24 protein-coding genes are annotated in these 24,751 nt (G+C 60.3%); 14 read left to right on the forward strand and 10 right to left on the reverse strand.

Features of this window, described 5'->3' with window-relative positions; genetic code table 11:
* The first annotated feature begins 230 nt into the window (after positions 1 to 230).
* Positions 231 to 1,730 carry a M17 family metallopeptidase gene (locus LRL22_RS04760; RefSeq protein WP_270904958.1) on the forward strand — a complete coding sequence of 500 codons (1,500 nt, stop codon included), beginning with the start codon at positions 231 to 233 and terminating at the stop codon, positions 1,728 to 1,730.
* Positions 1,731 to 1,744: 14 nt separating this feature from the next.
* Positions 1,745 to 2,425: a pyrimidine 5'-nucleotidase gene (gene yjjG / locus LRL22_RS04765; RefSeq protein WP_270904838.1), complete on the forward strand. Its 681-nt coding sequence runs from the start codon at positions 1,745 to 1,747 to the stop codon at positions 2,423 to 2,425.
* Between the two features lie 117 nt (positions 2,426 to 2,542).
* Here yjjG and LRL22_RS04770 read toward each other — a convergent pair whose 3' ends face one another.
* The 3 genes from LRL22_RS04770 to dusC form a co-directional block, all read right to left on the reverse strand.
* Positions 2,543 to 3,262, reverse strand: a complete 720-nt coding sequence (locus LRL22_RS04770) for a substrate-binding periplasmic protein (RefSeq protein ID WP_201913608.1) — start codon at positions 3,260 to 3,262, stop codon at positions 2,543 to 2,545.
* A gap of 160 nt (positions 3,263 to 3,422) precedes the next feature.
* Complete coding sequence (locus LRL22_RS04775) at positions 3,423 to 3,791, reverse strand: TraR/DksA family transcriptional regulator (RefSeq protein ID WP_019445807.1); 369 nt, start codon at positions 3,789 to 3,791, stop codon at positions 3,423 to 3,425.
* Between the two features lie 97 nt (positions 3,792 to 3,888).
* A complete protein-coding gene (gene dusC, locus LRL22_RS04780; RefSeq protein ID WP_270904839.1) occupies positions 3,889 to 4,833 on the reverse strand; it encodes a tRNA dihydrouridine(16) synthase DusC in 945 nt (314 codons plus the stop codon).
* Between the two features lie 122 nt (positions 4,834 to 4,955).
* Here dusC and LRL22_RS04785 point away from each other — a divergent pair, with 122 nt between their 5' ends.
* The 5 genes from LRL22_RS04785 to nfo all read left to right on the forward strand — a co-directional run bounded on the left by LRL22_RS04785 (position 4,956) and on the right by nfo (position 10,341).
* Positions 4,956 to 5,333, forward strand: a complete 378-nt coding sequence (locus tag LRL22_RS04785; protein ID WP_005333448.1) for a YbaN family protein — start codon at positions 4,956 to 4,958, stop codon at positions 5,331 to 5,333.
* Positions 5,334 to 5,467: 134 nt separating this feature from the next.
* Entirely contained in the window at positions 5,468 to 6,013 is a 546-nt protein-coding gene (apt, locus tag LRL22_RS04790) for an adenine phosphoribosyltransferase (RefSeq protein ID WP_005352403.1), read from the forward strand.
* Between the two features lie 172 nt (positions 6,014 to 6,185).
* Entirely contained in the window at positions 6,186 to 8,735 is a 2,550-nt protein-coding gene (dnaX, locus tag LRL22_RS04795; RefSeq protein WP_270904840.1) for a DNA polymerase III subunit gamma/tau, read from the forward strand.
* A 114-nt stretch (positions 8,736 to 8,849) separates the two neighbouring features.
* Complete coding sequence (locus tag LRL22_RS04800) at positions 8,850 to 9,179, forward strand: YbaB/EbfC family nucleoid-associated protein (RefSeq protein WP_005333445.1); 330 nt, start codon at positions 8,850 to 8,852, stop codon at positions 9,177 to 9,179.
* A 319-nt stretch (positions 9,180 to 9,498) separates the two neighbouring features.
* Positions 9,499 to 10,341 (forward strand): deoxyribonuclease IV, encoded by an 843-nt coding sequence (gene nfo / locus LRL22_RS04805; RefSeq protein ID WP_270904841.1) that lies wholly within the window; start codon positions 9,499 to 9,501, stop codon positions 10,339 to 10,341.
* Positions 10,342 to 10,436: 95 nt separating this feature from the next.
* Here nfo and LRL22_RS04810 read toward each other — a convergent pair whose 3' ends face one another.
* A complete protein-coding gene (locus LRL22_RS04810; RefSeq protein ID WP_270904842.1) occupies positions 10,437 to 11,342 on the reverse strand; it encodes a LysR substrate-binding domain-containing protein in 906 nt (301 codons plus the stop codon).
* A 102-nt stretch (positions 11,343 to 11,444) separates the two neighbouring features.
* Here LRL22_RS04810 and LRL22_RS04815 point away from each other — a divergent pair, with 102 nt between their 5' ends.
* The 4 genes from LRL22_RS04815 (at position 11,445) to LRL22_RS04830 (ending at position 15,887) form a co-directional block, all read left to right on the forward strand.
* Positions 11,445 to 12,437: a TDT family transporter gene (locus LRL22_RS04815; RefSeq protein WP_270904843.1), complete on the forward strand. Its 993-nt coding sequence runs from the start codon at positions 11,445 to 11,447 to the stop codon at positions 12,435 to 12,437.
* A 258-nt stretch (positions 12,438 to 12,695) separates the two neighbouring features.
* The gene (gene lpxM, locus LRL22_RS04820) at positions 12,696 to 13,685 is read left to right on the forward strand and encodes a lauroyl-Kdo(2)-lipid IV(A) myristoyltransferase (RefSeq protein WP_270904844.1); all 990 of its coding nucleotides are present in this window, start codon (positions 12,696 to 12,698) and stop codon (positions 13,683 to 13,685) included.
* A 150-nt stretch (positions 13,686 to 13,835) separates the two neighbouring features.
* Positions 13,836 to 14,831: an LpxL/LpxP family acyltransferase gene (locus tag LRL22_RS04825; RefSeq protein ID WP_005360998.1), complete on the forward strand. Its 996-nt coding sequence runs from the start codon at positions 13,836 to 13,838 to the stop codon at positions 14,829 to 14,831.
* Positions 14,832 to 15,026: 195 nt separating this feature from the next.
* Complete coding sequence (locus tag LRL22_RS04830) at positions 15,027 to 15,887, forward strand: PA4780 family RIO1-like protein kinase (protein ID WP_115522377.1); 861 nt, start codon at positions 15,027 to 15,029, stop codon at positions 15,885 to 15,887.
* Between the two features lie 59 nt (positions 15,888 to 15,946).
* Here LRL22_RS04830 and LRL22_RS04835 read toward each other — a convergent pair whose 3' ends face one another.
* The gene (locus tag LRL22_RS04835; protein ID WP_270904845.1) at positions 15,947 to 16,495 is read right to left on the reverse strand and encodes a GNAT family N-acetyltransferase; all 549 of its coding nucleotides are present in this window, start codon (positions 16,493 to 16,495) and stop codon (positions 15,947 to 15,949) included.
* Entirely contained in the window at positions 16,492 to 17,730 is a 1,239-nt protein-coding gene (locus LRL22_RS04840) for a GGDEF domain-containing protein (RefSeq protein ID WP_270904846.1), read from the reverse strand. The genes LRL22_RS04835 and LRL22_RS04840 overlap by 4 nt, the downstream gene beginning before the upstream one ends.
* A gap of 25 nt (positions 17,731 to 17,755) precedes the next feature.
* On the opposite strand from LRL22_RS04840, the gene LRL22_RS04845 reads away from it, so the two are divergent.
* Complete coding sequence (locus LRL22_RS04845; protein ID WP_270904847.1) at positions 17,756 to 17,884, forward strand: hypothetical protein; 129 nt, start codon at positions 17,756 to 17,758, stop codon at positions 17,882 to 17,884.
* 109 nt (positions 17,885 to 17,993) lie between these two features.
* Here the strand turns inward: LRL22_RS04845 and LRL22_RS04850 are convergent, their stop codons facing one another.
* Positions 17,994 to 18,488, reverse strand: coding sequence for a prolyl-tRNA synthetase associated domain-containing protein (locus tag LRL22_RS04850; RefSeq protein WP_270904848.1), 495 nt, complete (start codon positions 18,486 to 18,488; stop codon positions 17,994 to 17,996).
* Between the two features lie 166 nt (positions 18,489 to 18,654).
* Between LRL22_RS04850 and LRL22_RS04855 the strand changes: the two genes are divergently transcribed.
* Together LRL22_RS04855 and LRL22_RS04860 are read left to right on the forward strand one after the other, a co-directional pair.
* Positions 18,655 to 21,081 (forward strand): DNA polymerase II, encoded by a 2,427-nt coding sequence (locus tag LRL22_RS04855; RefSeq protein WP_270904849.1) that lies wholly within the window; start codon positions 18,655 to 18,657, stop codon positions 21,079 to 21,081.
* A 74-nt stretch (positions 21,082 to 21,155) separates the two neighbouring features.
* Entirely contained in the window at positions 21,156 to 21,407 is a 252-nt protein-coding gene (locus tag LRL22_RS04860) for a DinI family protein (protein WP_005333426.1), read from the forward strand.
* A gap of 177 nt (positions 21,408 to 21,584) precedes the next feature.
* Here LRL22_RS04860 and LRL22_RS04865 read toward each other — a convergent pair whose 3' ends face one another.
* The 3 genes from LRL22_RS04865 to LRL22_RS04875 form a co-directional block, all read right to left on the reverse strand.
* On the reverse strand, positions 21,585 to 22,394 hold the full coding sequence (locus tag LRL22_RS04865) for a DUF2927 domain-containing protein (RefSeq protein ID WP_425292803.1): 810 nt from the start codon (positions 22,392 to 22,394) through the stop codon (positions 21,585 to 21,587).
* A gap of 65 nt (positions 22,395 to 22,459) precedes the next feature.
* Positions 22,460 to 22,963: a M48 family metallopeptidase gene (locus LRL22_RS04870; protein WP_216978865.1), complete on the reverse strand. Its 504-nt coding sequence runs from the start codon at positions 22,961 to 22,963 to the stop codon at positions 22,460 to 22,462.
* Positions 22,964 to 23,107: 144 nt separating this feature from the next.
* Positions 23,108 to 24,751: a hypothetical protein gene (locus tag LRL22_RS04875; RefSeq protein ID WP_270904851.1), complete on the reverse strand. Its 1,644-nt coding sequence runs from the start codon at positions 24,749 to 24,751 to the stop codon at positions 23,108 to 23,110.

The following is a 24,751-nucleotide window of genomic DNA, read 5'->3' on the forward strand; positions in this document are numbered from 1 at the left end:
GGTAGCTCGTCGGGCTCATAACCCGAAGGTCGTCGGTTCAAATCCGGCCCCCGCAACCAACTTTCTGAAAGTTCCCTTCCTGTATTGCCAACCATTGAACAATCCTTCTTGATGCTCGTCACCATCTGGTGATTGCTGCTATTTCTGACGCTTTTTCAAGACCAAAACTGGTCGTATCAACCATTTGTTGGGTATCATCAGGTATCTCTTCATGGATGAGGCACGCGCCTGTGATCACTCCCTTCACCTATCTTCCTCCTGCTATTGAAAGCCGGGATGCCACGGTGGCCGAAGCCATTGCCCAAGGGCTGCCGTTGCAACTGCTGCTGATCGCCGAAGAGCAGAAGGAGTCCTTGCTTTCGCTGCCCGCCCTTGCGGGTCTCCAGACCCAGCTTGCGCTGGGGAAAAAAGCGCCCTTTACCCTGATGCATGGCAATACCCTGTTGCAGGTGATGTTTGTGGCCGGCAGTGTGACGCGGGATCACCGCCTCTATAAACAGATCCGAGGCTGGATTGCTCCTCTTTCTGGGCTCAATGTGGAGCGGCTCGGGTTGCATCTGGAAGGCTTTTCTCCCTCCGAGCGAGTGATGCTGGCCGAAGTGATGTTGTCAGCCCTGCTTGCTGCCAATATTTCGTTGCCCACCAGCAAGCGCCGCAGCGAAATCAGCTGGAGCTACCAGCAGATCAAGGTTTCACCCGCGGTGGTGCTGGACTTGGCGCGCCTTTACAGCGAAGCGGGGGGCAACGGGCTGGCTCGCCATCTGGCGGTGTTGCCTGCCTCCGAGCTGACGGCCGCCAGCTATCGCGAGTTTGTCAGCAAGCTGGCGCAAGATGAGGGGTGGCAGTGCCATCACTATGATCAGGCGCAGCTGGCCGAGTTGGGGGCGGGGGCGTTTCTGGCTGTTGCTCGTGGCTCGGAAGACAATCAGGGAGCCATGGTCAAGCTCAGCTACTATCCACCCAAACCGGTGCGTCGCATTGCGTTGGTGGGCAAGGGGATCTGCCACGACTCTGGCGGTTACAACCTCAAGGTTTCTGGCAGCATGTATGGCATGCATCTGGACATGGGGGGCAGCGCGGTGGCGCTGGGGGCTCTCTACGCCATCAGCCGAGCTCAGCTACCCTACGAGGTACACTGCTGGCTGGCCATTGCCGAGAACCATATCGGCCCTCACGCCTATCGTCCTGGCGAGGTGGTGACTGCCATCAATGGCACCTCCATCGAGGTGGTCGATACCGATGCCGAAGGGCGAATGGTACTGGCCGATACCCTGGCGATGGCGGTGCAGGATACTCCTGATCTGCTGCTCGATTACGCAACCCTGACCGGGGCCTGCAAACGGGCGCTGGGTAGCCGCTACAGCGGCGTCTTTACCAATCGCAGCGAATGGATTACATCGCTGGTCAATCTGGGTCAGCGCAGCGGTGAACGAGTCTGGCCCTTCCCGCTTGATGACGATTATGACGACAACATCGAAAGCGAGTGGGCCGATCTGTTGCAGTGTGCGCCGGGAAGTTCGCCGGATCACATTGATGCGGCCCGTTTCCTCGCCCACTTCGTGCCCGAGCAGACCCCCTGGCTGCACTTCGACCTGAGCGGTTTTCGCAACAAGGGGGGCAATGGGGTGGTCTCCAGCGAAGTGACCGGCTTCGGCGTGCGTCTCACGCTGGATCTGCTGGCCAGCCCGCTTGGCAGAGTCGGTCGCCAAGCCTCTGAACAATCTGAATGATAACAAGGAGTTCTGTGAAACAACCAAGCTATGACTGGGTGCTGTTCGATTTGGATGAAACCCTGTTCGATTTTCCGGTCGCCTCTGCGCTGACGCACACTCTGCAGATCTATGGCGTACAGGCTGATGACGCCAGCATGGCGCAATACCACGCCCTCAACCACGGGCTCTGGCAGCAGTACAACGACGGCGAGATCGATGCAACGGCGTTGCAGCAGACCCGCTTCTCTCTCTTTGCCCAGCAGGTTGCCGCCGATCCCATGGCGATGAACAACACCTTTCTGGAGCAGATCATTGCCCTTAGCATGCCTCTCGAAGGGGTGGTCGAGACCCTGCAGCAGCTGCGCAACAAGGTGCGGATGGGGATCATCACCAATGGTTTCAGCGTGCCCCAGCGGGGGCGGCTTGGCAAACTGGGCTGGAGCGAGTGGTTCGAGCCGCTGGTGATCTCCGACGAAATTCGGGTGACCAAGCCGGCACCAGCCATTTTCCAGCACACCCTCTCCCTGATGGGACAGCCAGATCCGGCCCGGGTGCTGATGGTGGGGGATAACCCGAAAACCGATATTGCCGGGGCGGCGGCGCAGGGGCTGGCAACCTGCTGGTACAACCCGGCGCGGCAAGCGGGCGAGTGCGATGCCACCCACGAGATCCACCACTTCGCCCACCTTGCCGACATTGTGCTGGGACGCTGATAGCCAGGCTTAACCCATCACGTTATCGGTGACCAAAACGTCCTGGCAAGTTGCAACCAGGGTTGTTTGAAACAGGATTGGGTTTGCTTGAGACTGCAAGGGGAGCAGATGCTCCCCTTACTTATGAGTGTTTTCCTGTGAATGCAGGGATCTGAACTGGTAGCGATCGAGGATCTGCTGATAGTCGGGGCTCTGTTTCAATTGATCGATAGCCTGATTGATCCGCTGCAGTTGCGCTTCTGTGGTGCTCTCTTTGCTCAGCATCAGGTGAACCGGTGTCAGTTCGATATGCAGTAGAATATACAGCTTGTCCTGCACGCCATCCTTACCCTGCCACTCCTGCAGTCCGTGGGGATCCAGAATAAACCCCTGGATCCGTCCCCCTTGCAACATCTTCAGCAGCTGATCCAGCCGCAGGCGCATCTGCAGACGGGGCTGCAGCTCGGGCCTTGCCATCAACTGACGGAAGGTATTGCCATAATCAAAGCCCTTGAGCACCCCGATATGGAAGTCGGGGGTGTTGATCAACTGCTCAAGGGTGGTGATCCCGCGCCAGCGATCGGCATCTTGCCGACGGATGACGATGGCCGTCTCCTCTTCCCGATAGGGGTGGCTGAAGCGGGCATATTGCTGCCGCTCGGCGGTGATATTGGCTGACATGGCCAGTTGAACCGTGCCGAATTTCAGCTCGTGCAGCACGCGAGCCCAGGGCATTTCACTGAATTTGGCCTGATAACCGGCCCGCAGGAAGATTGCGTTGAGCAGCTCCACATCCAGTCCGCGGAGCTGTTGCTGTTCATTGCGATAACTGAAGGGCTGCCAGTCGACCCAGCCCACGACCAATGACTCTTGTGCCGTAGCCTGGCAACACAAACACCATAACAACAAGAGTCTGTACACAACGCATACCCTCGAACAGGCTGATACGGTGAGTATTGGACAGGAACGACGGAGTAACCAGTGCTGAGGGTTGAGCGGATGCACAGATGTGCATCCCTCACAGTTCGTGGGCGTGGAATCCCTTGCGATAGCGGGCTTCGCAGCGCGGGCAGCGTTGCAGGGTCGGATCCTGTTCCAGCTGTTCGATGGAAAGCGGCTCTTCACAATCGGAGCAGAGGCCATAGAGGCCGAGATCCATCTGGCAGAGTGCCGCATCGATCCGCTTGAGGCGGGCCACGCTCTGCTCAACCTTCGGCAGATCCAGCCGGCTGGTCAGTTCCACCAGTTGATCCTGCTCGCAGTGACCGACCTGTTCGGCCCACTCGTCACGGCGGCAGGCTTTAAGCTGACCGATCAGCGTTTCTCTTACTTGGGCCCAGTCTGACAGCAGGCGATTACGCCAGACAGTCAACTGTGCTTGCGTCATTTCACACACATTATCCCCCACAGGACAGACGACAGATTCGGGGCAGTATAGGGATCCGATAACTCTATCAAGATGATATGCGTCAAGTTAAACGTGGTTAGCTGTGGCTTTTGGCTGCTTGCAGCAGGGCATCGCGGATCGGATCCGTCTCTTTGAGCACCCGGATCTCCTGAAACAGCAGGTCCGCTTCGGGATATTCCCGCTTGAGATAGCTGAACCACTGTTTGATACGGCTGGGGTAGTAGTCGGCTTTTTCGCTGGCCAGATCCTGCTCGGTATAGCTCACCATCAACTGCAGTACCTCGGCCCAGCTCATGTGCGGGCAGCCGGTTTTCATCACGTTGGCCAGATTGGGCAGGGAGATGGCGCCGCGCCCGACCATCAGGGAATCGCAACCCGAGACCCTGGCGCAGGCGAGGGCATCTTTGTGATCCCAAATCTCGCCGTTGGCCGTGACGGGGATTGGCAAGGCGCGGCGAATGGCATCCACATACTCCCAGTGGGCGGGCGCCTTGTAGCCTTCACGTTTGGTGCGGGCATGAACGGCCAGCTCGTTAGCGCCGCCTTGATGAACTGCCAGGGCGTTATCCAGATAGAGATCCTTGTCATCGTAACCAAGGCGAATTTTGGCGCTGACCGGCAGATGGGCGGGCACCGCGTCGCGCACTGCCTTGACGATGCGATAGATGGTCTCGGGTTCTTTGAGCAGCACTGCGCCGCCCTTGCTCTTGTTGACGGTGGGGGCGGGGCAGCCGAAGTTGAGATCGACCCCGGGGGAGCCCAGCTCGATAGCGCGCCTGGCGTTCTCGGCCAGCCATTCGGGATGTTGCCCCAGCAGCTGGACCCGTACCGGGGTTCCCGCACGGGTTTTGCCATCTTGCAGCAGTTCGGGGCAGAGGCGATAGAACACCTTGGCGGGCAGCAGCTGATCAACGACCCGGATAAATTCGCTTACGCAGAGATCGTAATCGTTGACGGAGGTCAGTACCTCCCGCATCAGGTGATCCAGTACCCCCTGCATGGGGGCCAAAATAACGCGCATAACTGCTTTCCGAAGAGATAAGGATAAAAAAGAGGGCAGATTGTAGTGGGGTTGCGGCCCGCTGTCAGCATCCGCTCAAACTCTGTTAGGCTAGAGGGAGATAAATCACGCAAGGAGACGGAATGAAGCGTTGGTGTCTGATGGCGCTCGGGTGGCTGGCATTTGCCACCGGTATTGTGGGCATTGTGCTGCCGCTCTTGCCGACTACCCCCTTCATGTTGCTGGCTGCCGCTCTGTTTGCCCGCTCGTCGCCCCGTTTTCATCGCTGGTTGCTGACCCATCCCTGGTTTGGCCCGCCCATCGTCGATTGGCAGCAGTATCGCGGTATTCGTCGCCAGGCCAGACGGCGCGCCATTATCTTCATTTTGCTCACCTTTTCGGTGTCGCTGGCGGTGGTGCCACTGCTGTGGGTCAAGGGGCTGCTGGTTATCATAATGGTGATCCTGCTCACCTGGTTAATGCGTCTGCCAGTGCTGGAGCCAGTTGCAATGGCGAAGTGAAGTCCCTAAGCTATTGCAGCAATAATGCTATGGAGTCGGCCTGTCATTTTTGCGTGACAGGCTTTTTTATTTCCCGCAGAAGGGAATTGAGAAAAAATGGCCACCCCTGGGTCAAAAAAATAAGCGGTCAACACATGAATCCGGAAACCCTGAAATTTATCGAAGCAAGCATCAAGACCATTCCCGACTATCCGAAGCCGGGCATTCTGTTTCGTGACATTACCAGCCTGATCGAGAACGCCGAGGCCTTCAAGGCCACCATCGATCTGCTGGCCAATCATTATCGTGATCAAGGGATCACCAAGATTGTTGGCACCGAAGCTCGCGGCTTCATCTTTGGCGCGCCGGTTGCCTATGCCATGGGACTGGGCTTTGTGCCGGTCCGCAAGCCGGGCAAGCTGCCGCGCGAAGTGATCGAGGAGTCCTATGCCCTCGAGTACGGCACCGACACCCTGCAACTGCACACCGATGCCATCGTGCCCGGTGACAAGGTGCTGGTCGTGGACGATCTGCTGGCGACCGGTGGTACCGTCGATGCGACCGTCAAGCTGATCCGCCGTGCCGGTGGTGAAGTTGCCGATGCGGCCTTCATCATCTCCCTGCCGTCTCTGGGTGGCGATGCCCGCCTGACTGCCGCTGGCATCAAGGTAGTCTCACTGGTCGAGCTGGCCGGCGAGTAATGCCTCTTCGGCCCGATCCTCTGCATCGGGCCTGCATTGAACCGGTGCCCGTGCGGGCATCGGTTTGAAAATCAAGCGATCCCTCCCGCTCTGACCGATAGCCGATACAGCCAGCCCGCCATTTGTGTTAGCATCCGGCCTCAATGCCCTGTCTTCCCTGCATGATGGATTTATGAGCTATCAGGTTCTGGCGCGTAAATGGCGCCCCCATACGTTTGAACAAGTGGTAGGCCAGCAACATGTGCTGACCGCCTTGACCAACGCCCTGGATCAGGGACGGCTGCATCACGCCTATCTGCTGAGCGGTACCCGCGGGGTCGGCAAGACCACCATCGCCCGTATTCTGGCCAAGAGCCTCAACTGCGAGAAGGGGATCAGCAGCCACCCGTGCGGCGTCTGTGATACCTGCCGCGAGATCGATCAGGGCAACTTTGTCGACCTGCTGGAGATTGACGCGGCGTCGCGAACCAAGGTGGAAGATACCCGCGAGCTGCTCGACAACGTGCAGTACCGTCCGGCCCGCGGCCGCTTCAAGGTCTACCTCATCGATGAAGTGCACATGTTGTCGCGCCACAGCTTCAACGCGCTGCTGAAAACCCTGGAAGAGCCGCCCCCCTATGTGAAGTTTCTGCTGGCCACCACGGATCCGCAGAAGTTGCCCATTACCATTCTCTCGCGCTGCCTGCAGTTTCATCTGAAGAGTCTGGATCAGACCCAGATCGCTAAGCAGCTCGAATGGGTGCTGGATCAGGAGGGCCAACCCTTCGAACCGCGCGCCCTGCTGGCCCTGGCCAAAGCGGCTGACGGCAGTATGCGCGATGCCCTGAGCCTGACCGATCAGGCGCTGGCCCACGGCAATGGTAGCGTGCGCCTCGACAGCGTGCTGGCGATGCTGGGCACGCTCGATCACCGCCATCTGCACCAGCTGCTGGAAGCCATTTTGCGGCAAGATGCCCCCGCGACCATGGCCAAGATCACCGAGATCGCCACCCTGGGCCCCGATTTTGATCAGCTCCACGCCGAGCTGGAAGGCTTGCTCCATCGCATCGCCATGGCGCAGCTGCTGCCTGCCAGCGTGCAGGAGCAGGGGGCGGATGCCGATGCCCTGCTGCAACTGGCCAAGGCGATGAGCCCGGAAGAGGTGCAGCTCTGCTACCAGATCGTGCTGGGTGGCCGTAAAGATCTGCCCTGGGCTCCCGATGGTCGCACCGCGCTGGAGATGACCTGCCTGCGGATGCTCGCCTTCTCGCCCCGGCGCGATGCCCTGCATCCGGCCAGCCTCACTGCGTTGCCCCCGTCAATGACGAGCAGTGTGGCGAGTAGTGCCATTCCGGTAGCCTCCTTGCCGGGAAAGCGCCCGGCCGCTGAATCGGCCGCACTGGCACCGATCAGCGGCGCCGTGCCCGCGGTTGATGTCTCCCTGCCTTCGATGACGGATGACATCGGCAACCCCGCCGACAGCGAGGAGGAGGCGCAAGCCGCCGAGCTGTTCAGCCAGCAGGATGAGCTGCTGCGCGAGGCTGCGGGCATGGGGTATCAACCCGAGCCCGCGTTGCCACATGCGCAGCCCGATGTGCCAGCGCACTCAGCCGAACAATCTGCTGATGCTGATGATCGAGCGTCTGCCGCAGCCGATACCGACTATTCCCGTGGCGAGCCGCTGACCGCCCCCTTCGAGCCCGCGCTCGAAGCGACAGCAACGCCTGTTGCCGCTGCTGAACCGGTATCAGCGGTATCGAGCATGCAGAGCCTGCTTGGCAAGCGAAACATGCTGCGCAGCCGCCAGCGTGGTCAGGATGCCCCGGCGGCGGCGCCGCGCGCGGTGCCGGTTGCGCCAGCTCGTCCTGTCGCGCCTGCTGCTGCACCGGCCGTCGCGCAACAGCCAGCTCCGGTCGGCCAACCGGCCGGGCAGGGGATGGCGGCGATGGGTCACTATGATGATCTGCCGCCAGTGGATCTCTATGGCGACGGTTACGAGCCGCAGGGTGACAACGGGGAATACGAGGAGTACCTCAATCAGGGCTTTGCCGAGCAGACTCAGGTGATGAGCCACGCCCCTGTCACGGCACCGGCCCAGCCAACCGATCTGCCACCTTGGGATCTCGACGGGCAGCCGAGCTATCGACCCGGCGAGCGCAGCGCTGCGGCGCCTGCGGTGACGCCCGCCCCAGCGACCCAGCCACCCGTTGCCACCACGGCGGTGGCTGCTACCCCTGTGACGCAGGATGAGCCCGTTCAGCCGGTGATGGAGACCATCGACTGGGATGAGCTCGAGAGCGACAGCGAGCCGCAAGAGGGAGAGGCGACCCGCCTTATTCCCTCCTCGCTGCTCAATGGTTGCGGCGACCCTTGGGCCGAGTTGATTGCTCACACTCAGGTGGGAGGGCGGCTGCGCCAACTGGCCATCAACTCGGTGATGACGCGAGAAGGGGACAAGGTACTGCTAACCCTCAAGCCCGAACAGCGCCATCTGGTGAGCGACAAGGCGCGCGCCGATCTGGCCGAGATCATCGGGCCAGCGCTGGGTCAACCGGTGCAGGTCGAGGTGACGCTCGGTGTAGTGCCTGACCAGGAGACCCCCCTCGAGATCGAACATCGCCTTTATCTCAGGGTGCGCGAGCAGGTGACCCGGGATCTGGAGCAGGATCCCAACGTACAGTTTTTAGTTCAGCGGTTTGGTGCCGTGCTCCATCACGAGAGCATCGAGCCCCTCAACCGCTAAATTCCGTGGCCGGGAGCTTGCTTCCGGTTGAAAAGCCGTTTGGCTGTCCCCATCTAGGACAGACAAGCCCACAGCCCGGCGCTGGATGCCGGATTTCAAGACGAGAGACGACATATGTTTGGTAAAGGTGGAATGGGGAACCTGATGAAACAGGCCCAACAGATGCAAGAGCGTATGCAGAAGGCGCAGGAGCAGCTGGCTCAGATGGAAGTGACCGGTGAAGCCGGTGCTGGCATGGTCAAGGTCACCATGACCGGTAGCCACAGCGTCCGTCGCATCGAGATCGACCCCTCCCTGATGGAAGATGACAAGGAGCTGCTGGAAGATCTGGTTGCCGCCGCATGCAACGATGCCGTGCGTCGTGTGGAAGAGCAGAACAAGGCCAAGATGGGCGAACTGACCGGTGGCATGCAACTGCCTCCAGGCTTCAAGATGCCGTTCTAAGGCGACTCTCCCCGCGCATTCTTGCTCCCTTGTCGCTGGCCATTCGGGCCACGGCAAGGGGGACGGCCGAGAGACCCAAAGACGCAGCCGTTATCGCCTAGGCGATACGCTGCGTTTTTTTGTGGGCGCCATGCTGGCGTGGACGAGTTCTACTTATCCCTTCTGGGGAGAGGTTGCCACAGCGCAGGCCGATTGCGCCATGAAACGCAGCCGCCTTGCCAAGGCGGCGCTATTTGTCGATACCCGCTATCGGATATCCCGGTTTGGCGTGGCCGGGCTGGATCGGCATAATGGCGGCTTGCCGTATTGAGGAGATTGTATGAAATATATCGGAGCCCACGTCAGTGCGGCCGGCGGGGTGGAGAATACCATCGCCCGCGCCCAGGCCATCGGGGCCAACGCGTTTGCCCTCTTTACCAAGAATCAACGTCAGTGGCAGGCGGCCCCCTTGTCGGATGCCACCATTCGTGCCTTCAAGGCGGCCTGTGACAAGGCCGGTTTTCTGCCGGAGCAGATCCTGCCCCACGACAGCTATCTCATCAATCTGGGCCACCCGGATCCCGATGGTCTGGCCAAATCCCGCGATGCGTTTCTCGACGAGATGAAGCGTTGCGAGCAACTGGGGCTTTGCTATCTGAACTTCCACCCCGGTAGCCATCTCAAGCAGATCCCTGAGGCGGCCAGCCTCAAGCTGGTGAGCGAGTCCATCAACTGGGCGCTGGAGCGCAGTGAAGGTGTGACGGCGGTGATCGAGAATACCGCCGGGCAGGGGACCAACCTCGGCTGGTCATTCGAGCACCTCGCCACCATCATCGAGGGAGTGGAGGACAAGAGCCGTGTCGGGATCTGTTTCGATACTTGCCACGCCTTTGCCGCTGGCTACGATCTGCGCACCGCCGAGAGCTGCGCTGCCGTCTTTGCCGAGTTCGACCGCACGGTGGGTTTTCACTATCTCAAGGGGATGCATATCAACGGTGCCAAGTGTACTTTCGGTAGCCGGGTCGACCGCCACCACAGCTTGCGGGAGGGCAATCTGGGGGAGGCAGTATTCCACCACATCATGCATGATGATCGCTTCGATCGCATTCCGCTGATCCTCGAGACCATAGACGAGTCTATTTGGGGCGAGGAGATCAGCTGGTTGCGCAGTCTGGCGAAGTGATACTCAGAAGCGAATCAAAGAGAGGGAGCCGTGGCTCCCTCTCTGCTTTTTCCGTTATTGGCGAGCGGGCCTGCCAGCGGCGCTCCGAGCGGGTGTTACTCTGCGCGGCTCACTTCGGCATTGTTCACCTGAGCCCGGCAGAAGTGGATAAAGTGGCGCAGGGAGGTGGAGTGGTACTTCTGCTTGTGCCAGATAAGGGAGAGCTGGCGCGGGAAGCGGCGGGAGAGGGGCAGGGCGATCAGCCGCCCATCTGCCAGGCGATCCGAGGCTGCCAGCCGGGAGATAAAGGAGATGCCAAGCCCCTTCTCCACCGCCAGCATCACCGCCTCCAGGGTGTTGAGTTCAAGCCCTGGTTGCCAGCGGGGCAGCTCGGGCTGGATCTGCTGGATAAACTGCTCGCGGCTGCCCGATTGCGCTTCACGCAATACCCAGGTCTCGCCCCCCAGTCGGGAGAGGGAGAGCTCCTTCTTGTTGGCAAGCGGGTGACCGGGTGGGGCCACCACCAGCATCTCGTCCTGCAGCCAGGGTTCGGCGAGCAGGTCGGGGTGGTGGTTCTCCCCCTCGATCAGTGCCATATCCAGCTCGAAGTTGGCCAGCGCATGGCAGAGCAGGTGAGTGTTGTTGATGGTCACCTTGGGGGGGAGCCCCAGCTCCTGTTTGCTGCTGGCGAGCAGGGTAGGGAGCAGGTAGTTGCCGATGGTCTGGCTGGCACCAAGGCGCAACTGGCCGCTTGGCTCGGCATCGGGACGAAACAGGTTCTCGATATCCTGCATCCGGGTCAGCAGTTCTTCAGCAGCTGGTTGCAGCAGGCGCCCCTCGTTGTTGAGCTGCAATCTGGGGTGAATGCGGTCAAACAGCGGGGTGGAGAGCTGGCGCTCCAGCTCCTGCAGCGACTGGGAGACGGCCCCCTTGCTCAGGCAGAGCTCGTTGGCGGCAAGGCCAAGGTTTCCATAGCGGGCAATGGTGGCGAACACTTTCAGCTGCTGCAGGGTCAGTTTCATCGTGTTTGGTTTTCCTGAATGATTGATTTAATTCATTTAGATATCGTAAACGATAAGGGACCATTATCCTATCGCCATAGTCATCAATAGAAAGGTGTCATCATGATCGCAAGAACCCGTAAATCACTGGCTGCCGCCCCAACCCCTATGGCGGGTCTGGCGCTGGGCATCGCCAGCCTTGGTTGGTGTTGGGAAAATGCCGGTCACTTCGATGGCCGGATGCAACTGCTGGGCGCTGCCATCGCGGCCGTGCTGCTGGTGATCCTGACCTTCAAGTTTCTGCTCCACCCCCGCCTGCTGTTGCAGGATCTCGCTCACCCCGTGGTGGGCAGTGTTGTTCCGACCTATGCCATGGGCACCATGGTGGTCTCCAAAGCGCTGGGTATGATTGCGCCGCAAGCGGGCGAGGTCCTCTGGCTGTTTGCCGTGGCGGTTCACCTGCTGTTCCTGGCCACCTTTATCTGGCATCGCGCCAAAGAGTTTGAAATCCACCACATGGTGCCGAGCTGGTTCGTGCCGCCGGTGGGGATCATCGTGGCTGACGTCGCCTTCCCGGGTGGTCAATTTGCCCCGCTGGCCAACGGTCTGCTCTGGTTCGGGATCATCTGCTATGGCCTGATGCTGCCGCTGATGCTCTATCGCCTGATCTTCAGCCATGAAGTGCCGGATGCCGCCAAACCGACCATTGCCATTCTGGCTGCCCCTGCCAGCCTCTCTCTGGCCGGTTACCTGACCGTCAGTCAGGAGCCGTCACTGCTGCTGGTGGCCGTGCTGTTGGGGATCGCCATCCTGATGACCGGTATCATCTATCTGGCCTTCATCAAACTGCTGCGTCTGCCCTTCTCGCCGGGTTATGCCGCCTTCACCTTCCCGCTGGTGATCGGTGCCACCGCTCTGTTCAAAGTGGCTCATCTGGTTGAAGGGTTTGCGCAAGGGAGTCACTACGTCGAGCAGATCAGTATGCTGGCTCACTTCGAGCTGGGGGTGGCTACCGTGATCGTCGGGTATGTGGCACTGCGTTACCTGATGTTTTTTCTGCCGCAGCGTGATACAGAAATGAACAACGGCATGGCCCGCCAGGGTGCTCACCGTTAAGTCTTGAAGAAGATGTGACATCGGGAAATGGATAAGCAGTGCGCTCCGAGAGCGACGGGATAAACGACCAGTCATACGATGGATGGACAAAGAGCCTCCACCCTGGTTGTGTAACGAGCAAAATGCCCCGCAGTGCGGGGCATTTTTTTATGGTTTTTTGATGTGGCGCCCGTGGCGGGCTATTTGCCATGGATTTAACTGGTATTACCTGTCAGGACGACTACAATGCAGCACCACTTTTTCGCTCGACCCCAATACATGTCGTCCCAAGATCCCGTATTTGACTCCTCTTTTGAAGCCCGTTTTCTACATCCCCGCTACTGGTTCAGCTGGCTGGCGCTCGGCGTGCTGATGCTGCTCGCCTTTGTGCCGGTGCGATTGCGCGACCGTTTGGCCGAAGCCTTGGCACCGCTGGTGTTTCGTATCTCGAAAAAACAGATCTATATCGCCAGAACCAATCTGGAGATCTGCTTCCCGTACAAGAGCCCGGAAGAGCGGGATGCCATTGCACTGACCTCGATCCGGGTCGGCCTCAAGAGTCTGTTGGGATTTGGCGAGTTCACCATGCGCAGCCAGCGTTATCTGATGAGCCGGATGCAGGTGATCGGTTGGGAGCATATCGAGGCGGAGCGAGCTGCCGGCCGTCCGGTGATCCTGGTAGTGCCCCATACCTGGCCGGTGGATGCAGCCGGTTACTGCTTCACCCAGCGCGGGGTGCCGATGTGCACCATGATGAAACGGGCGCGCAATCCGGTGTTTGATTGGCACCTCAACCGGGCACGGGCCAAGAACGGTTGCCGCGTCTATGAGCGCAGCGCCGGGATCAAGGCGGTGATCAGGACCATCAAGAGCGGTCGCAGCTTCTTCTATCTGCCGGATCAGGATCATGGCCGCGAGAAGAGCATCTTCGCCCCCTTCTTTGGCTATCCCAAGGCGACCCTGCCTGCTTTGCCCCGTCTGGTGCAGGTCAGCGGTGCCAAGGCGGTGCCGCTGCTCGCCTGCTATGACGAAGCGAATCACTGCTACCGGCTGGAGATTGAGGCACCGTTCGACAACTATCCCACCGAGGATGTGATGGCCGATACCTGTCGCATGAACGATATGGTGCAACAGCAGCTGACGCGCCATCCGGGCCAGTACATGTGGTTCCTCAAGATCTTCGATACCCGTGAAGATCAGGAGGGGCTGGATGGCCTTTACGAGGCGGGGATCCAGCGGATCCGCAAGGGATTGTCGCCCCACGGTTGACCCAGAATTTGGATTGATTGAAATGGCCCCAGGTGGGCCATTTTTTATGATAACTAGTCTGATCAGTGCCTTGCAGGCTGATGGCCAGCCTCCCCAGGGTAGAAAAAAATGTCAGGATAACTACAATAACCGTTTGTTTTTGATGACTTGATGGTCGCCATGTCTGCGTTAGATCCGGTATTTGATACCTCATTTCATAGCCGCCTGCTGCATCCCAAATGGTGGGGCAGCTGGTGTGCGCTGGGCCTGCTCTCCCTGCTGGCATTTACCCCCGCGAGACTGAGGGATCGCTTTGCCGATCTGGTCTCTCCAACCCTGCTGCGTTTTTCGAAAAAGCAGGCCTATATCGCCGATACCAACCTCAAGATCTGCTTTCCCGAGCTGGATGCCGCTGCACGGCAGGCGCTGCTGCTCAAATCGATCCGGGTCGGGCTCAAGACCTTTATGGGCTTTGGCGAACTCAGCTGGCGCAGCAAGGCGCGGCTGACCCGCCGCATCAAGGTCACCGGCTGGGAGCATGTGCAAGCGGAGCAGGCTGCGGGCCGTCCGGTGATCCTGGTGGTGCCTCACACCTGGGCGGTCGACATGATTGGCCGCTACTTCTCCATGATGGGCATCGAGATGTGCACCATGATGAAGAGTCCGAAAGATCAGGTGTTTGACTGGTACATCAACCGCGAGCGGGCCAAAGGGGGCAAGGTCTATGAGCGCAGCGCCGGGATCAAGCCGGCGATCAAGTCGATCCGCGCCGGCGCCAGTTTCTTCTACCTGCCAGATCAGGATCACGGCCGCGAGGCGAGCGTGTTTGTTCCCTTCTTTGGCCGCCCCAAGGCAACCCTGCCTGCGTTGCCCAAGCTGGTGAAGCTGACCGGTGCCAGAGCGGTGCCCATCTTCGCCAGCTATGACGAGGATGAGGGACGCTATCTGCTGGAGATTGAGCCGCCGTTTGACCCTTATCCCACCGCCGATCTGCTGGCAGACGTCAATGCCATGAACCGGGTGGTAGAGATGCAGGTGGCGCGCCATCCCGAGCAGTACATGTGGTTTCTCAAGATCTTCGAAACCCTGGAGCATCAGGAGGGGGATGACGGCCTCTATGAAGCGGGGATCCAGCGTATTCGTCAGGGCTTGCCGCCCGAACCTTGAAAATTGGCCCGCTTGCGGGCCATTTTTGTTGGCACAGGCGCCTTTCGTATTTGGTCTGCTGCTGGTGGTTTTTAAGGCGAACGGGTGGACAAAAACAGCGCAAACAGGGGATAACAGGGTGTCTTATGAAAGGGAGAGGCAGGTGAGCGTGCGCGGAGCTATCTTCGAGAGCGGAAATAGGGTAAAAGGGCGGCCATGAAAATTCCAAATCGAATCCAACCTCTGGTTGATGACGGCCTGGTCGATGAGGTCGTCAGCCGGTTGATGAGCGGCAAAGAGGCCGACGTCTATGTGGTGCGCTGCGGCGACGAGATCCGCTGCGCCAAAGTCTATAAAGAGGCGTCCAAACGCAGCTTCAAGCAGGCCGTGGTCTATCAGGAGGGGCGCAAGGTGCGTAACAGCCGCAGCGCTCGCGCTATGGAGAAGGGCTCCAAGTACGGCCGCAAACAGCATGAAGAGGTGTGGCAGAACACCGAGGTCGACGCCCTGTTCAAGCTGGCGGCGGCCGGTGTGCGGGTGCCACAGCCCTATGTCTGCCTCGATGGTGTCCTCTTGATGGAACTTATCACCGATGAGGATGGCAATGTCGCGCCGCGCCTCAACGATGTGGCACTCACCCCCGAGCAGGCGGTCATCGATCACCACAAAGTGATCCGCTATGTGGTGCGGATGCTCTGCGCCGGTCTTATCCACGGCGATCTCTCCGAGTTCAATGTGCTGGTGGATGAACAGGGCCCCGTCATCATCGACCTGCCCCAGGTGGTGGATGCCGCCGCCAACAACCAGGCCAAGGCGATGCTGGAGCGGGACGTCAACAATATGCGCAACTACTACGGCATGTATGCCCCCGAGCTGCTCAAGACCCGTTATGCCCAGGAGATGTGGGCGCTGTTTGAAGATGGCAAACTCACCCCCGATAGCGAGCTGACCGGTCACTTTGAAGAGAGCCGCGCCGCCATCGATCTCGAGTCGGTGCTGCAGGAGATTGAGAGCGCCGAGGAGGAGGCCTATGCCCGTCAGGCCCGGATGAAGGCGGAGCAGGAAGACAGCTACTAACGGTCTTGCCACGTTCGCAAAAAGAGCGCCTTCGGGGCGCCTTTTTATTGCTGCTGCGGCTATGGTCGGCTGGGGCTGGGGCTGGGGCTGGGGCTGGGGCTGGGGGCTAGCTGATACATCTCCAGCCAGTTGCGATCCCCCGGATGGAAGCGCCGTCCCAGCCACACGCCACCAGCGGCCGTAATGACCTTGCGGGAAGCCAGATTATCTTCGCCGCAGCTGATCAGCACCGGCTCTGCCAGTGCCTGCTGTTGCACCCAGCGCAGCAGCACGGTCGCAGCCCCTTCGCCACGGCGAGAGGGGCGGGTTTCGTAACCGATATGACCCAGCCACTGGCGGGTTGCCTCATTGTCACCGTGACGCAGACGCAGGGTGGCGATGATCTCCTCGCCATCAAGGGCAAAATAGGTGGTAGTCGGCAGGTATCCACTGGGCAAGTTGCGCCCTTCTGCGTGATCCAGCAGGCTCTGTAGCCAGCTGTCCGGGTCAAATTGCGCCACCTGATAGAGCGGTTGTCCGTCTTCGGCGCATTCGGTGACATAGCGACGGTAAGCCGGAGCATCTGCCAGTCTGGCCGGTCGGCATTGCAGAGCGAGCACTGCGCTCATGACAGGAGCGCGCAGGGCGGCAGCGGTTGCGGCTCGTTGTGGTGGAGCTCCTGTACGCAGGCCCGTTGCCTTCCAGCCTGTTTGGCGGCGTAAAGGGCCCGATCCGCGCGCAGGTAGGCAGCTTCAAACCCCTCGTCAGGGTGTAGCGAGGTGAGGCCGATGCTGAGGCTGATGGGGCCACCGGCCAGCGCCCGGGTCGCCTCAGCGATCTGCTGTTGCAGGCTGTGACAGTAGTCGGGCAGGGTCTGCGGGTCCGCCATCAGCAGCAGGGCCAGCTCATCGCCGCCAAGCCGACCGGCCATGCCCTCGGCAGGCAGGGTATTGGTGATCACCCGACCCACGGCCCGCAGCATGGCATCACCGGCGGGGTGGCCGTGGCGGTCGTTGATCTGTTTAAAGTTGTCCAGATCGATCAGCAGCAGCTGGGCGGGGCTTGTCACCTCGCGGGCGCGCAGGGTCACCTGGCGTTCGAAATAGTGGCGGCTGAACAGGCCGGTCAGCTCATCCTGATTGGCGCGCCGCTCCAGCTTGCGCTGGGTGGTCAGCAGGGCTTGCTGCTGGCGGGTGTGGACCAGGCTCAGCAGCAGATAACTGCGGGCGATGGTAAAGAGCAGGCTGAGCAGGATCACAGGCCCGAGCAGCGGGTCGGTGAAGGAGTTGGCCGCCAGCTCCGGCTGCCAGAGATGTTTGGCGATCCGCAGCAGTTGCAACAGCAGTTGCAGGCCGAGCAGCAGAATGGCAAAGCGCAGCACCCGATAGACAGGGGCCAGCCGCTGGTAGCGCCAGAGCTGCCAGATAAGCAGTGCAATCTGCAGCGAGAGCACGCCGGAGAGTACGATGATCCGGCTATGCACATCAAAGAGGGGTTGCTGCAGGGCGGTCAGGGCAAACAAAACGAAACCACCGAGGGTAACGGTGGGCAGCAGCCAGCCCAGTTGGTCGGCTTCACGGCGAAAGAAGTGGCGCATCCCCCGTTCATAGAGCAGGGAGGTCGACATCAACAGCAGGTTGGTGCAGAGAATATTGGCAAGGGATGCATTTCCCTCAAGAGGGCGCAGCAGCAGGCAGCAAAAAGCCCCTGCGATAACCAGTTCCCCTGCTGACCAGTAGAGCAATGCCCTGATCTGGCGATGGGTGTGCCACATGGCGGCGAAAATGGTGGCGACCCCCACATGTGACAGCGTGACGAACAGCACCAGACTCAACAACTGGGCTGAGGAAAACAGACTTGGCATCAAGGGGCTCTCTGGGAAGTCACCTGTGAACGAACAGGCGATGGGGTATCGCCCGCTGGCAGTGGCCGATCACAACATGAATCCAGCCTATTATCAATTGGTTAAATGGCCGAATGTGCTCACCTTCGACTTCTTGTACGATGGCAATTGCTGACTCGATTTATCAGCGCACAAGGGGCCATTTTATTGTCTTGTCAGTCAATTTCGCTGCGTGAAAGGTGGCTGTGTTGGCGGCAGGGTGAACCCAACCGCCAGACGTTGTGCTAATTGCAGGTTGCAGCAGGCAAGCGCATGACGATGGCCTCCCTGTCCAGATGGGTCAGCAGACGGCGCACGTCGTCGAGGCGGATGATCAGAGTCGCGGTGTTGACCAACGGATGGCACTGCACCTGTTCGGCCTGCCAGATGGCCTCGTCTACCACCAGCTCTACCGCTTTTTCCCTGTCGCGCACCATGGCGAGCAGGGTTACCGAGCCCGGGGTAAGGCCGAGCACCGCATTGAGTCGCTCGGGGGAGCCAAAGCTCAGCCGTTTGACCCCGAGCATGGCTGCCAGCGCCTTGAGGTCGACCCGGTTCTCCTCCGGACTCACCACCAGAAACAGCCGCTCGCTTTTCGGGTCGCGCAAAAAGAGGTTCTTGGTCTTGGCGGCGGGCAGGTCGGGCAGCAGCCTGCTCGCCTCCTCACAGGTATACACCGGGGGATGTTCAACACGCTGGTAGGGGATAGCCAGCTGATCCAGCAGGGAATAGATTGCCACAAAGACTCCTTTTGTCGGCGAAGAGTGGTCAGAACGGGATGGGCGGGAATAACGACCGGATCGAGCTTACCAGTTTGACTCCCGCCTCGCAGCCAGCGTGACGATTGCGAGCAGGTACTGTATGAACGTACAATGGTGCTATTCTCGGACAGCCCCTTTACGCTTCATGACTGCAACCCAGCCCACCGTACCCGCCACTCCGCCCCTCGACGGTTTTATCCTGACCCGCCACGGTCGGGACGTGCGCGGTCGCAACGGGCAGGCTGCAACCACCGAAATCGTGATGTGGCTCTGGAGCGCGCAGGGGCCGGTGCGGGTGGTGGTGCCGGGGCAGGAGCCGGTGTTCTTTTTGCCACAGAGCCATATGGCAGAAGCCGCCGAGCTATTCAAAGGGGCCGGGGTGAGCGGGCGGTTTCGCCGCCTGCCGATGCACACTTTCGATGGCCGCCCTGTGGTGGGCTGCTATTTCGCCACCCTGAGTGCCTTTCACCGCGCCATCGAGCTGCTGCTTATTCGCGGGCTGGAGCACTTTGAGGCGGATATCCGGCTGCCGGAGCGGTTTCTGATGGAGCGTTTCATCACAGCTGGTGTGCGTTTCGATGGCCGGGCGGTGAAGAAGGGAGGCAAGCAGGGCTACTGGGAGGTGAACGAGGCGCGCTGCGCGCCGCAGGCGGTGACGCCAACCCTCTCCTGGGTGTCCCTCGACGTGGAGTGCGCCATGGACGGTGCCCTCTTCTCGGTCGGCCTTTACAGTGAACAGGATGCGCGGGTCATCATGATCGGCACCCCAGAATCGGATGCCGAGAGCTGGGGCACTCAGGTCCAGTGGGTAGAGGACGAGAGCGCCTTGCTGAGTGCGCTGGAGAACTGGTTCAGCCTGCATGACCCCGACCTGGTGATTGGTTGGAACGTGGTCAATTTTGACTTTCGCCTGCTGCTACGCCGCGCCGAGCTTAACAAGCGGCGGCTGCGGCTCGGGCGGGGGCGCGAGCTCTGCTTCTGGCGCTCGTCACGGGGCGATCCCCAGACTGGCAACGTCATTATCCCCGGGCGCATGGTGCTCGATGGCATCGATACCCTGAAAAGCGCCACCTGGCAGTTTGCCAGCTATAGCCTGGATGCGGTGGCGAGCGAACTGCTCGGCCGTGGCAAGGATATCGAAGATGTGGCCAATCGGGGGGAGAAGATCACCGAACTGTTCCACTCCGACAAGGAGGCGCTCGCCCGCTACAACCTGGAAGATTGCAAGCTGGTGTGGGAGATCTTCGATTTCTGCCACCTCATCCCGTTTGCCATTGAACGCGCCTCCCTCACCGGCCTGGAGCTGGACAGGGTGGGGGGCTCGGTGGCGGCCTTTACCAACCTCTATCTGCCGCGGCTCCATCGCGGCGGCTACGTGGCCCCCAATCTGCCAGCCGACGGTGGGCTCGCAAGCCCAGGTGGCTATGTGATGGACTCCAAACCCGGTCTCTATCGCCATGTGCTTGTACTCGATTTCAAGAGCCTCTATCCCAGCATCATCCGCACCTTCTGCATCGACCCCATGGGGCTCATCGAGGGGCTGCAGCATCCCGAGCACGCTATTCCGGGCTTTCGCGGCGCCATGTTCTCCCGCGAGCGGCACTTCTTGCCGGAGCTCATCGCTACCTTGTGGGCGGCGCGGGATCGGGCCAAGGCCGCCAGCAACAAGGCGCTCTCCCAGGCCATCAAGATCATCATGAACTCTTTCTACGGCGTGCTGGGGTCGGGGGGCTGCCGTTTCTATGATCCGCGCCTTGCCTCATCTATCACCCTGCGTGGCCACAGCATCATGCAGCAGACCCGCGAGTGGATTGAGGCGAAGGGGTTCGAGGTGATCTATGGCGATACCGACTCCACTTTCGTTCATCTGGGGCGCGAGACCAGCCCCGATGAGGCGGACGAGATCGGCCAGCGACTGGCGCAAATGATCAACGATAACTGGGCTGCACTGATCAAGCGCGAGTTCGATCTGCCGAGCTATCTGGAGATCCAGTACGAGACCCACTACCGCCGCTTTCTGATGCCCACCATCCGCGGCTTGGAGAAGGGCAGCAAGAAGCGCTATGCGGGGCTGGTTGGCAAGGCCAGCGAGGGGAGTGAACAGCTGGTGTTCAAGGGGCTCGAATCGGTGCGTACCGACTGGACCATGCTGGCCAAGCAATTCCAGACCCGCCTCTATGAGCTGGTGTTTCACGATGAAGATCCCAGCGGCTATGTGCGCACCATGGTGGATGAGACTCGCGCCGGTCGTCACGACGATCTGCTCATCTACCGCAAACGGCTGCGCCAGAAGCTCGAGGAGTATCAGAAGAACGTGCCACCCCATGTGCGGGCGGCGCGGCTGGCCGATGAGGAGAACCTGCGTCGCGGTTTGCCCCTGCGTTATCAGCATCGGGGCTCCATCGCCTATCTGATGACCCTCAATGGCCCAGAGCCGCTGGAGTACCGGCGCAGCGCCATCGATTACGAACACTACATAGACAAGCAGTTGCGGCCCATTGCCGATGCCATTCTGCCCTTTATCGGCGAGTCGTTCGACCGGATCTGTGGTCAGCAGCTGGATCTTTTCTGATTGGTGCAAGATGGCACTTTACTTCCCATGAATACTGTATAAAAATACAGTTATAAATCATGGAGAAGTTTCCTATGCGTCTTGAAATCATCATCGACAGAAAACATCAGATCCCGACCTCGACCATGGAGGCGCTGCGTCAGGAGCTGCTCAAGCAGCTTGGTGAAAAATTCCCCGACATCCATGTGCGGGTCGCGCCGGGCAGTGCCATGGCTCTGACCGTCAGCCGTGCCAGTAAGGAAGACAAAGAGCTGGCCGAAGCCATGGTGCAGGAGGTGTGGGAGAACGCCGAGAGCTGGATGCCGGAAGAGAATGTCGCATCCTGATCCCGCTCGGTCAGTGGATAACACGGGCGTTGGATACATGGGCGGCGTATAAACGTGCATGCCCGATAACGCACCGTTGATCCTCGGATAACAAAAAACGCAGCCAGGTGGCTGCGTTTTTTGTGGGTGGTGAGAGGTTCGCGGTGGCTTGTCTGGCTCTGGGGTGAGCCAGGCCCGTTACAACCCCGCCCAGCTTTTCAGGCTCTGCTGCTGCACCCGGCGATTGGCTTCGCGGATCTCCCCTTTGGCGCGCAGATCCTTGATTGCGAGCGGCAGGGCTGCGCGTACCTCATCGCTGCTCATCCCGGCCTTGAGGGCTGGGTGATAGGCTAGCTTGAGCAGCACATAGTCGAGGCCGGTCAGGAAACTGTCGATGCTGTTGTCATTGAAGATGGAGGGAAACACCTTGTCCGAGTCGTTGGGTAGCCCCATCACCTGGGTGAACTCCTCCACCACGCAGTCGAGAAAGCGCCCCTTGGCCCGGCTGTAGTCTACCGGAATGATGATGGTGGCACGGCTGATCTCGTGTTTTGCATTGGTTGCAAAGTTGGCCAGGCAGAGTCCCTCCTTGAGTGCCATCCCGACCGACGGATCGCCCCCCATGGTGCGGTTGGCCCAGCTCTTCATCTTGCTGTAGTCGGTCATGATCAGGGTAAGGTTGGGCTTTGCGGTCACCATGCTGATGGGGTGGCCGGTGATGCGAGCCAGATGGGCCGCCTGTACCTTCACCACATCGGCCTGCAGGGGTTTGTCGCCCGACTCGTTGACAAGCTGCAGCCGGATCGGCTGTTGCCAGCGGGCAAAACGGGTCTGCCTGGCTTCGCCATACTCCCGCTCCATGGCGATGGCCATAAAGCTCTCGGTGAGATAGCTGTCGCTCTGCCAGCGCTCATCGGCCCAGGCGCTGTGTCCCGCGAGCAGAAGCAGCAGGGCCAGCAGCCCGCGTGACGCGCAGCGGGGATGGGCTGCGCGGCCCAAGCTGGTCATTACCAAAGTGGCAATAAAGCGGGTGGCGGCAAATGACATGTTTCCTCCCTGAAACGGGTGTCAGCCTAGCGGCTGGCCTTGCCGATATCGCGCCAGGTGAGCCAGAGCCTGAGATCAAACTCCAGTTGATGATAGTCCGGCTCCATATGCTGGCAGAGCTGGTAGAAGCTCTTGTTGTGATCCTTCTCTCTGATGTGGGCCAGCTCGTGCACCACGATCATTTTCAGAAACGGGGGCGGCGCCTCCTTGAACAGGGCGGCGATGCGGATCTCGTTCTTGGCCTTGAGCTTGCTGCCCTGCACCCGGCTGACGTAGGTGTGCAGGCCGAGTGCATCCTTGATGACGTTGATCTTGCCATCGAACACTACCTTTGACAGGGGCGCCGAGCTCTTGAGGTAGCGGTTCTTCAGCTCCATGGTGTAGGCAAGCAGCGCCTTGTCGCTCTGGATCGGGTGGCTATCCGGGTAGCGCTTGGCCAGCATCTCCCCCAGCTTGCCCGCCGCAATCAGCTGCTGTACCTGTGCCTTGAGGGGGTCTGGATAGCCGCCCAGATAAGTCAGTTCCGCCATAGTGTCACTCGTTACATCAAAAAGAGCGTCATTGTAGTTATCTCGGGCGGGCTTGCCTACTGCGGGCCGCTGCTGCAAGGGGCTTTGGCGCAAGAAAAAGGGCGGCCATTGCAACAATGGCCGCCCTGCGGGGCGTATTGACGATCAGCGTCGGCGATAGAGACCCGGATCCACCTCTTCGTAGTGGCTGGTCAGGTATTGATAGAAGGCGAGATGGGAAGGGGAGCTCGGTTTTTTCAGCTCCTCGCTCACCCGGTCCGGCTTGGCGATGATGAACTTCGGAGTCTGGCGCTGGATATCGGCCAGTACCCGCTCACGCACGTCATAGGGCGGATTGACGTTGGCAAAGAAGAGGTAGGCGGAAGCCGGCTGGCGATCGGTCCAGAGATAATATTGCGGTTGGATGCCATCGACCCAGATCTTGTCGCTCGGGACTGTCTCGGCTTTGATGCGATCAACCCGTACCTGCGCCGCCGGATTGAAGGGGCGACCCTTGAGGGTCCCTTCCCAGGCGTTGTTGATCATCAGCAGCAGCATGGCCAGCGTCGCCAGCCAGGGGGTGGCACTGCGCACATCCCAGGCGCGCCAGAGGGGGATGAGGATCAGCACCGGCAGCGCCCACAGCAGGCTGGTGCCGAGTACCTCGTTGACCCGCTCGAGGGACCACTCCTTGGTGCTCCAGCCAAAGGCGAGCTGCTGGGCCAGCAGCCAGCTGGCGGTGAGTACCACCAGCGAGATGCAGAGCAGGCCGATGGCATCAGCCTGCTGTTCGCTGCGATCCAGCAATACCGCCAGCGGTAGCACCGCCAGTTGCAGATAGAGCACGTCATAGTGATCGAACACATGGCCGGAAACCGAGTTGGCGATCAGGGTGAACAGCACCCCAAACAGGGTCGCCAGCAAGGCGGGCAGATACCACTCCTGACGGCGGCTCAGCATCAGAATGATAAAGGCGGGTAGCAGCATCACAAGGCCGGTACGCAGCAGGCCGACGGCGCCCACCATGGGTGAGAAGCCATTGCCGTAGCTCCCCTCGAAGAAGATGTCGAAGGCGTAGTATTTGAAGGCCGCCAGCAGATCATGTTGCTGGAAGTAGGCGTAAAGCGGGCCGCCAATCAGCGCCAACCCCAGCAGGCTGGAGATGAGCAGCAAGATGGCGTCACGCCACTTTTCGTGCAGGCACCAGTGGCAGAACAGCACCAGATACCAGGCCCCCCAGAAGGCGCCGTTGTTGGTGCGCATCCAGGCGACGATGGCGAAGGTGAGGGCCGCCACCAGCGCCGGCCACCAGCGAAATCCCTTGTCCAGCAGCAGGGTAATAAAGGCCCACTGGGCGATGAGGGCGAGGTGGAAGGTCCAGTCCTCAGTCATGTTGCCGTAGTAGTAACGGGTGCCGTAGAGAGCCAGCACCGCCAGCATGGCGCCAAGGCGCGCCTTGAACGAGAGTCCGAGCTGGGCAAAGGCCTGCCAGCTGGCCAGCAATCCGAGCCAGCAGAGCACCCACTCCAGTGTCCAGATCCCGACAAATCCCCCCATTCGATAACCCAGCGCGTCGAGAGCGAAGATCATCGGCCCCTTGATGTCGATCATGTCGCGATAGAGCACGCCCCCTTCGCTCCACATCTTGCCCATCACCGCGAACAGCGAGGCATCAAAGCCCGGCGCCATGGCGTGGAAGAGCGGGTTGCGCAGACAGAAGAGCAGCGCCAGCAGGGCGGTCAGCAGCACGATGGCTGGCTTGATACCCGGGTTGACGCGAGGGGGAGTGAAACGGATGGAGTGATTCAT

The organism is Aeromonas sp. PI_26 (assembly GCF_027854445.1).
In the GTDB taxonomy this organism is placed as follows: domain Bacteria; phylum Pseudomonadota; class Gammaproteobacteria; order Enterobacterales; family Aeromonadaceae; genus Aeromonas; species Aeromonas veronii.

What these genes read in the sequence shown, in the direction of transcription:
- dusC (WP_270904839.1), bottom strand. Translation starts at nt 4,833, where the DNA reads ATGCGCGTTATTTTGGCCCCCATGCAGGGGGTACTGGATCACCTGATG.
- LRL22_RS04875 (WP_270904851.1), bottom strand. Translation starts at nt 24,751, where the DNA reads ATGAATCACTCCATCCGTTTCACTCCCCCTCGCGTCAACCCGGGTATC.
- nfo (WP_270904841.1), top strand. Translation starts at nt 9,499, where the DNA reads ATGAAATATATCGGAGCCCACGTCAGTGCGGCCGGCGGGGTGGAGAAT.
- LRL22_RS04840 (WP_270904846.1), bottom strand. Translation starts at nt 17,730, where the DNA reads ATGCCAAGTCTGTTTTCCTCAGCCCAGTTGTTGAGTCTGGTGCTGTTC.
- LRL22_RS04815 (WP_270904843.1), top strand. Translation starts at nt 11,445, where the DNA reads ATGATCGCAAGAACCCGTAAATCACTGGCTGCCGCCCCAACCCCTATG.
- LRL22_RS04870 (WP_216978865.1), bottom strand. Translation starts at nt 22,963, where the DNA reads ATGGCGGAACTGACTTATCTGGGCGGCTATCCAGACCCCCTCAAGGCA.
- LRL22_RS04835 (WP_270904845.1), bottom strand. Translation starts at nt 16,495, where the DNA reads ATGAGCGCAGTGCTCGCTCTGCAATGCCGACCGGCCAGACTGGCAGAT.
- LRL22_RS04800 (WP_005333445.1), top strand. Translation starts at nt 8,850, where the DNA reads ATGTTTGGTAAAGGTGGAATGGGGAACCTGATGAAACAGGCCCAACAG.
- dnaX (WP_270904840.1), top strand. Translation starts at nt 6,186, where the DNA reads ATGAGCTATCAGGTTCTGGCGCGTAAATGGCGCCCCCATACGTTTGAA.
- lpxM (WP_270904844.1), top strand. Translation starts at nt 12,696, where the DNA reads ATGTCGTCCCAAGATCCCGTATTTGACTCCTCTTTTGAAGCCCGTTTT.
- LRL22_RS04775 (WP_019445807.1), bottom strand. Translation starts at nt 3,791, where the DNA reads ATGACGCAAGCACAGTTGACTGTCTGGCGTAATCGCCTGCTGTCAGAC.
- LRL22_RS04830 (WP_115522377.1), top strand. Translation starts at nt 15,027, where the DNA reads ATGAAAATTCCAAATCGAATCCAACCTCTGGTTGATGACGGCCTGGTC.
- LRL22_RS04810 (WP_270904842.1), bottom strand. Translation starts at nt 11,342, where the DNA reads ATGAAACTGACCCTGCAGCAGCTGAAAGTGTTCGCCACCATTGCCCGC.
- LRL22_RS04855 (WP_270904849.1), top strand. Translation starts at nt 18,655, where the DNA reads ATGACTGCAACCCAGCCCACCGTACCCGCCACTCCGCCCCTCGACGGT.
- LRL22_RS04785 (WP_005333448.1), top strand. Translation starts at nt 4,956, where the DNA reads ATGAAGCGTTGGTGTCTGATGGCGCTCGGGTGGCTGGCATTTGCCACC.
- LRL22_RS04860 (WP_005333426.1), top strand. Translation starts at nt 21,156, where the DNA reads ATGCGTCTTGAAATCATCATCGACAGAAAACATCAGATCCCGACCTCG.
- apt (WP_005352403.1), top strand. Translation starts at nt 5,468, where the DNA reads ATGAATCCGGAAACCCTGAAATTTATCGAAGCAAGCATCAAGACCATT.
- LRL22_RS04825 (WP_005360998.1), top strand. Translation starts at nt 13,836, where the DNA reads ATGGTCGCCATGTCTGCGTTAGATCCGGTATTTGATACCTCATTTCAT.
- LRL22_RS04865 (WP_425292803.1), bottom strand. Translation starts at nt 22,394, where the DNA reads ATGACCAGCTTGGGCCGCGCAGCCCATCCCCGCTGCGCGTCACGCGGG.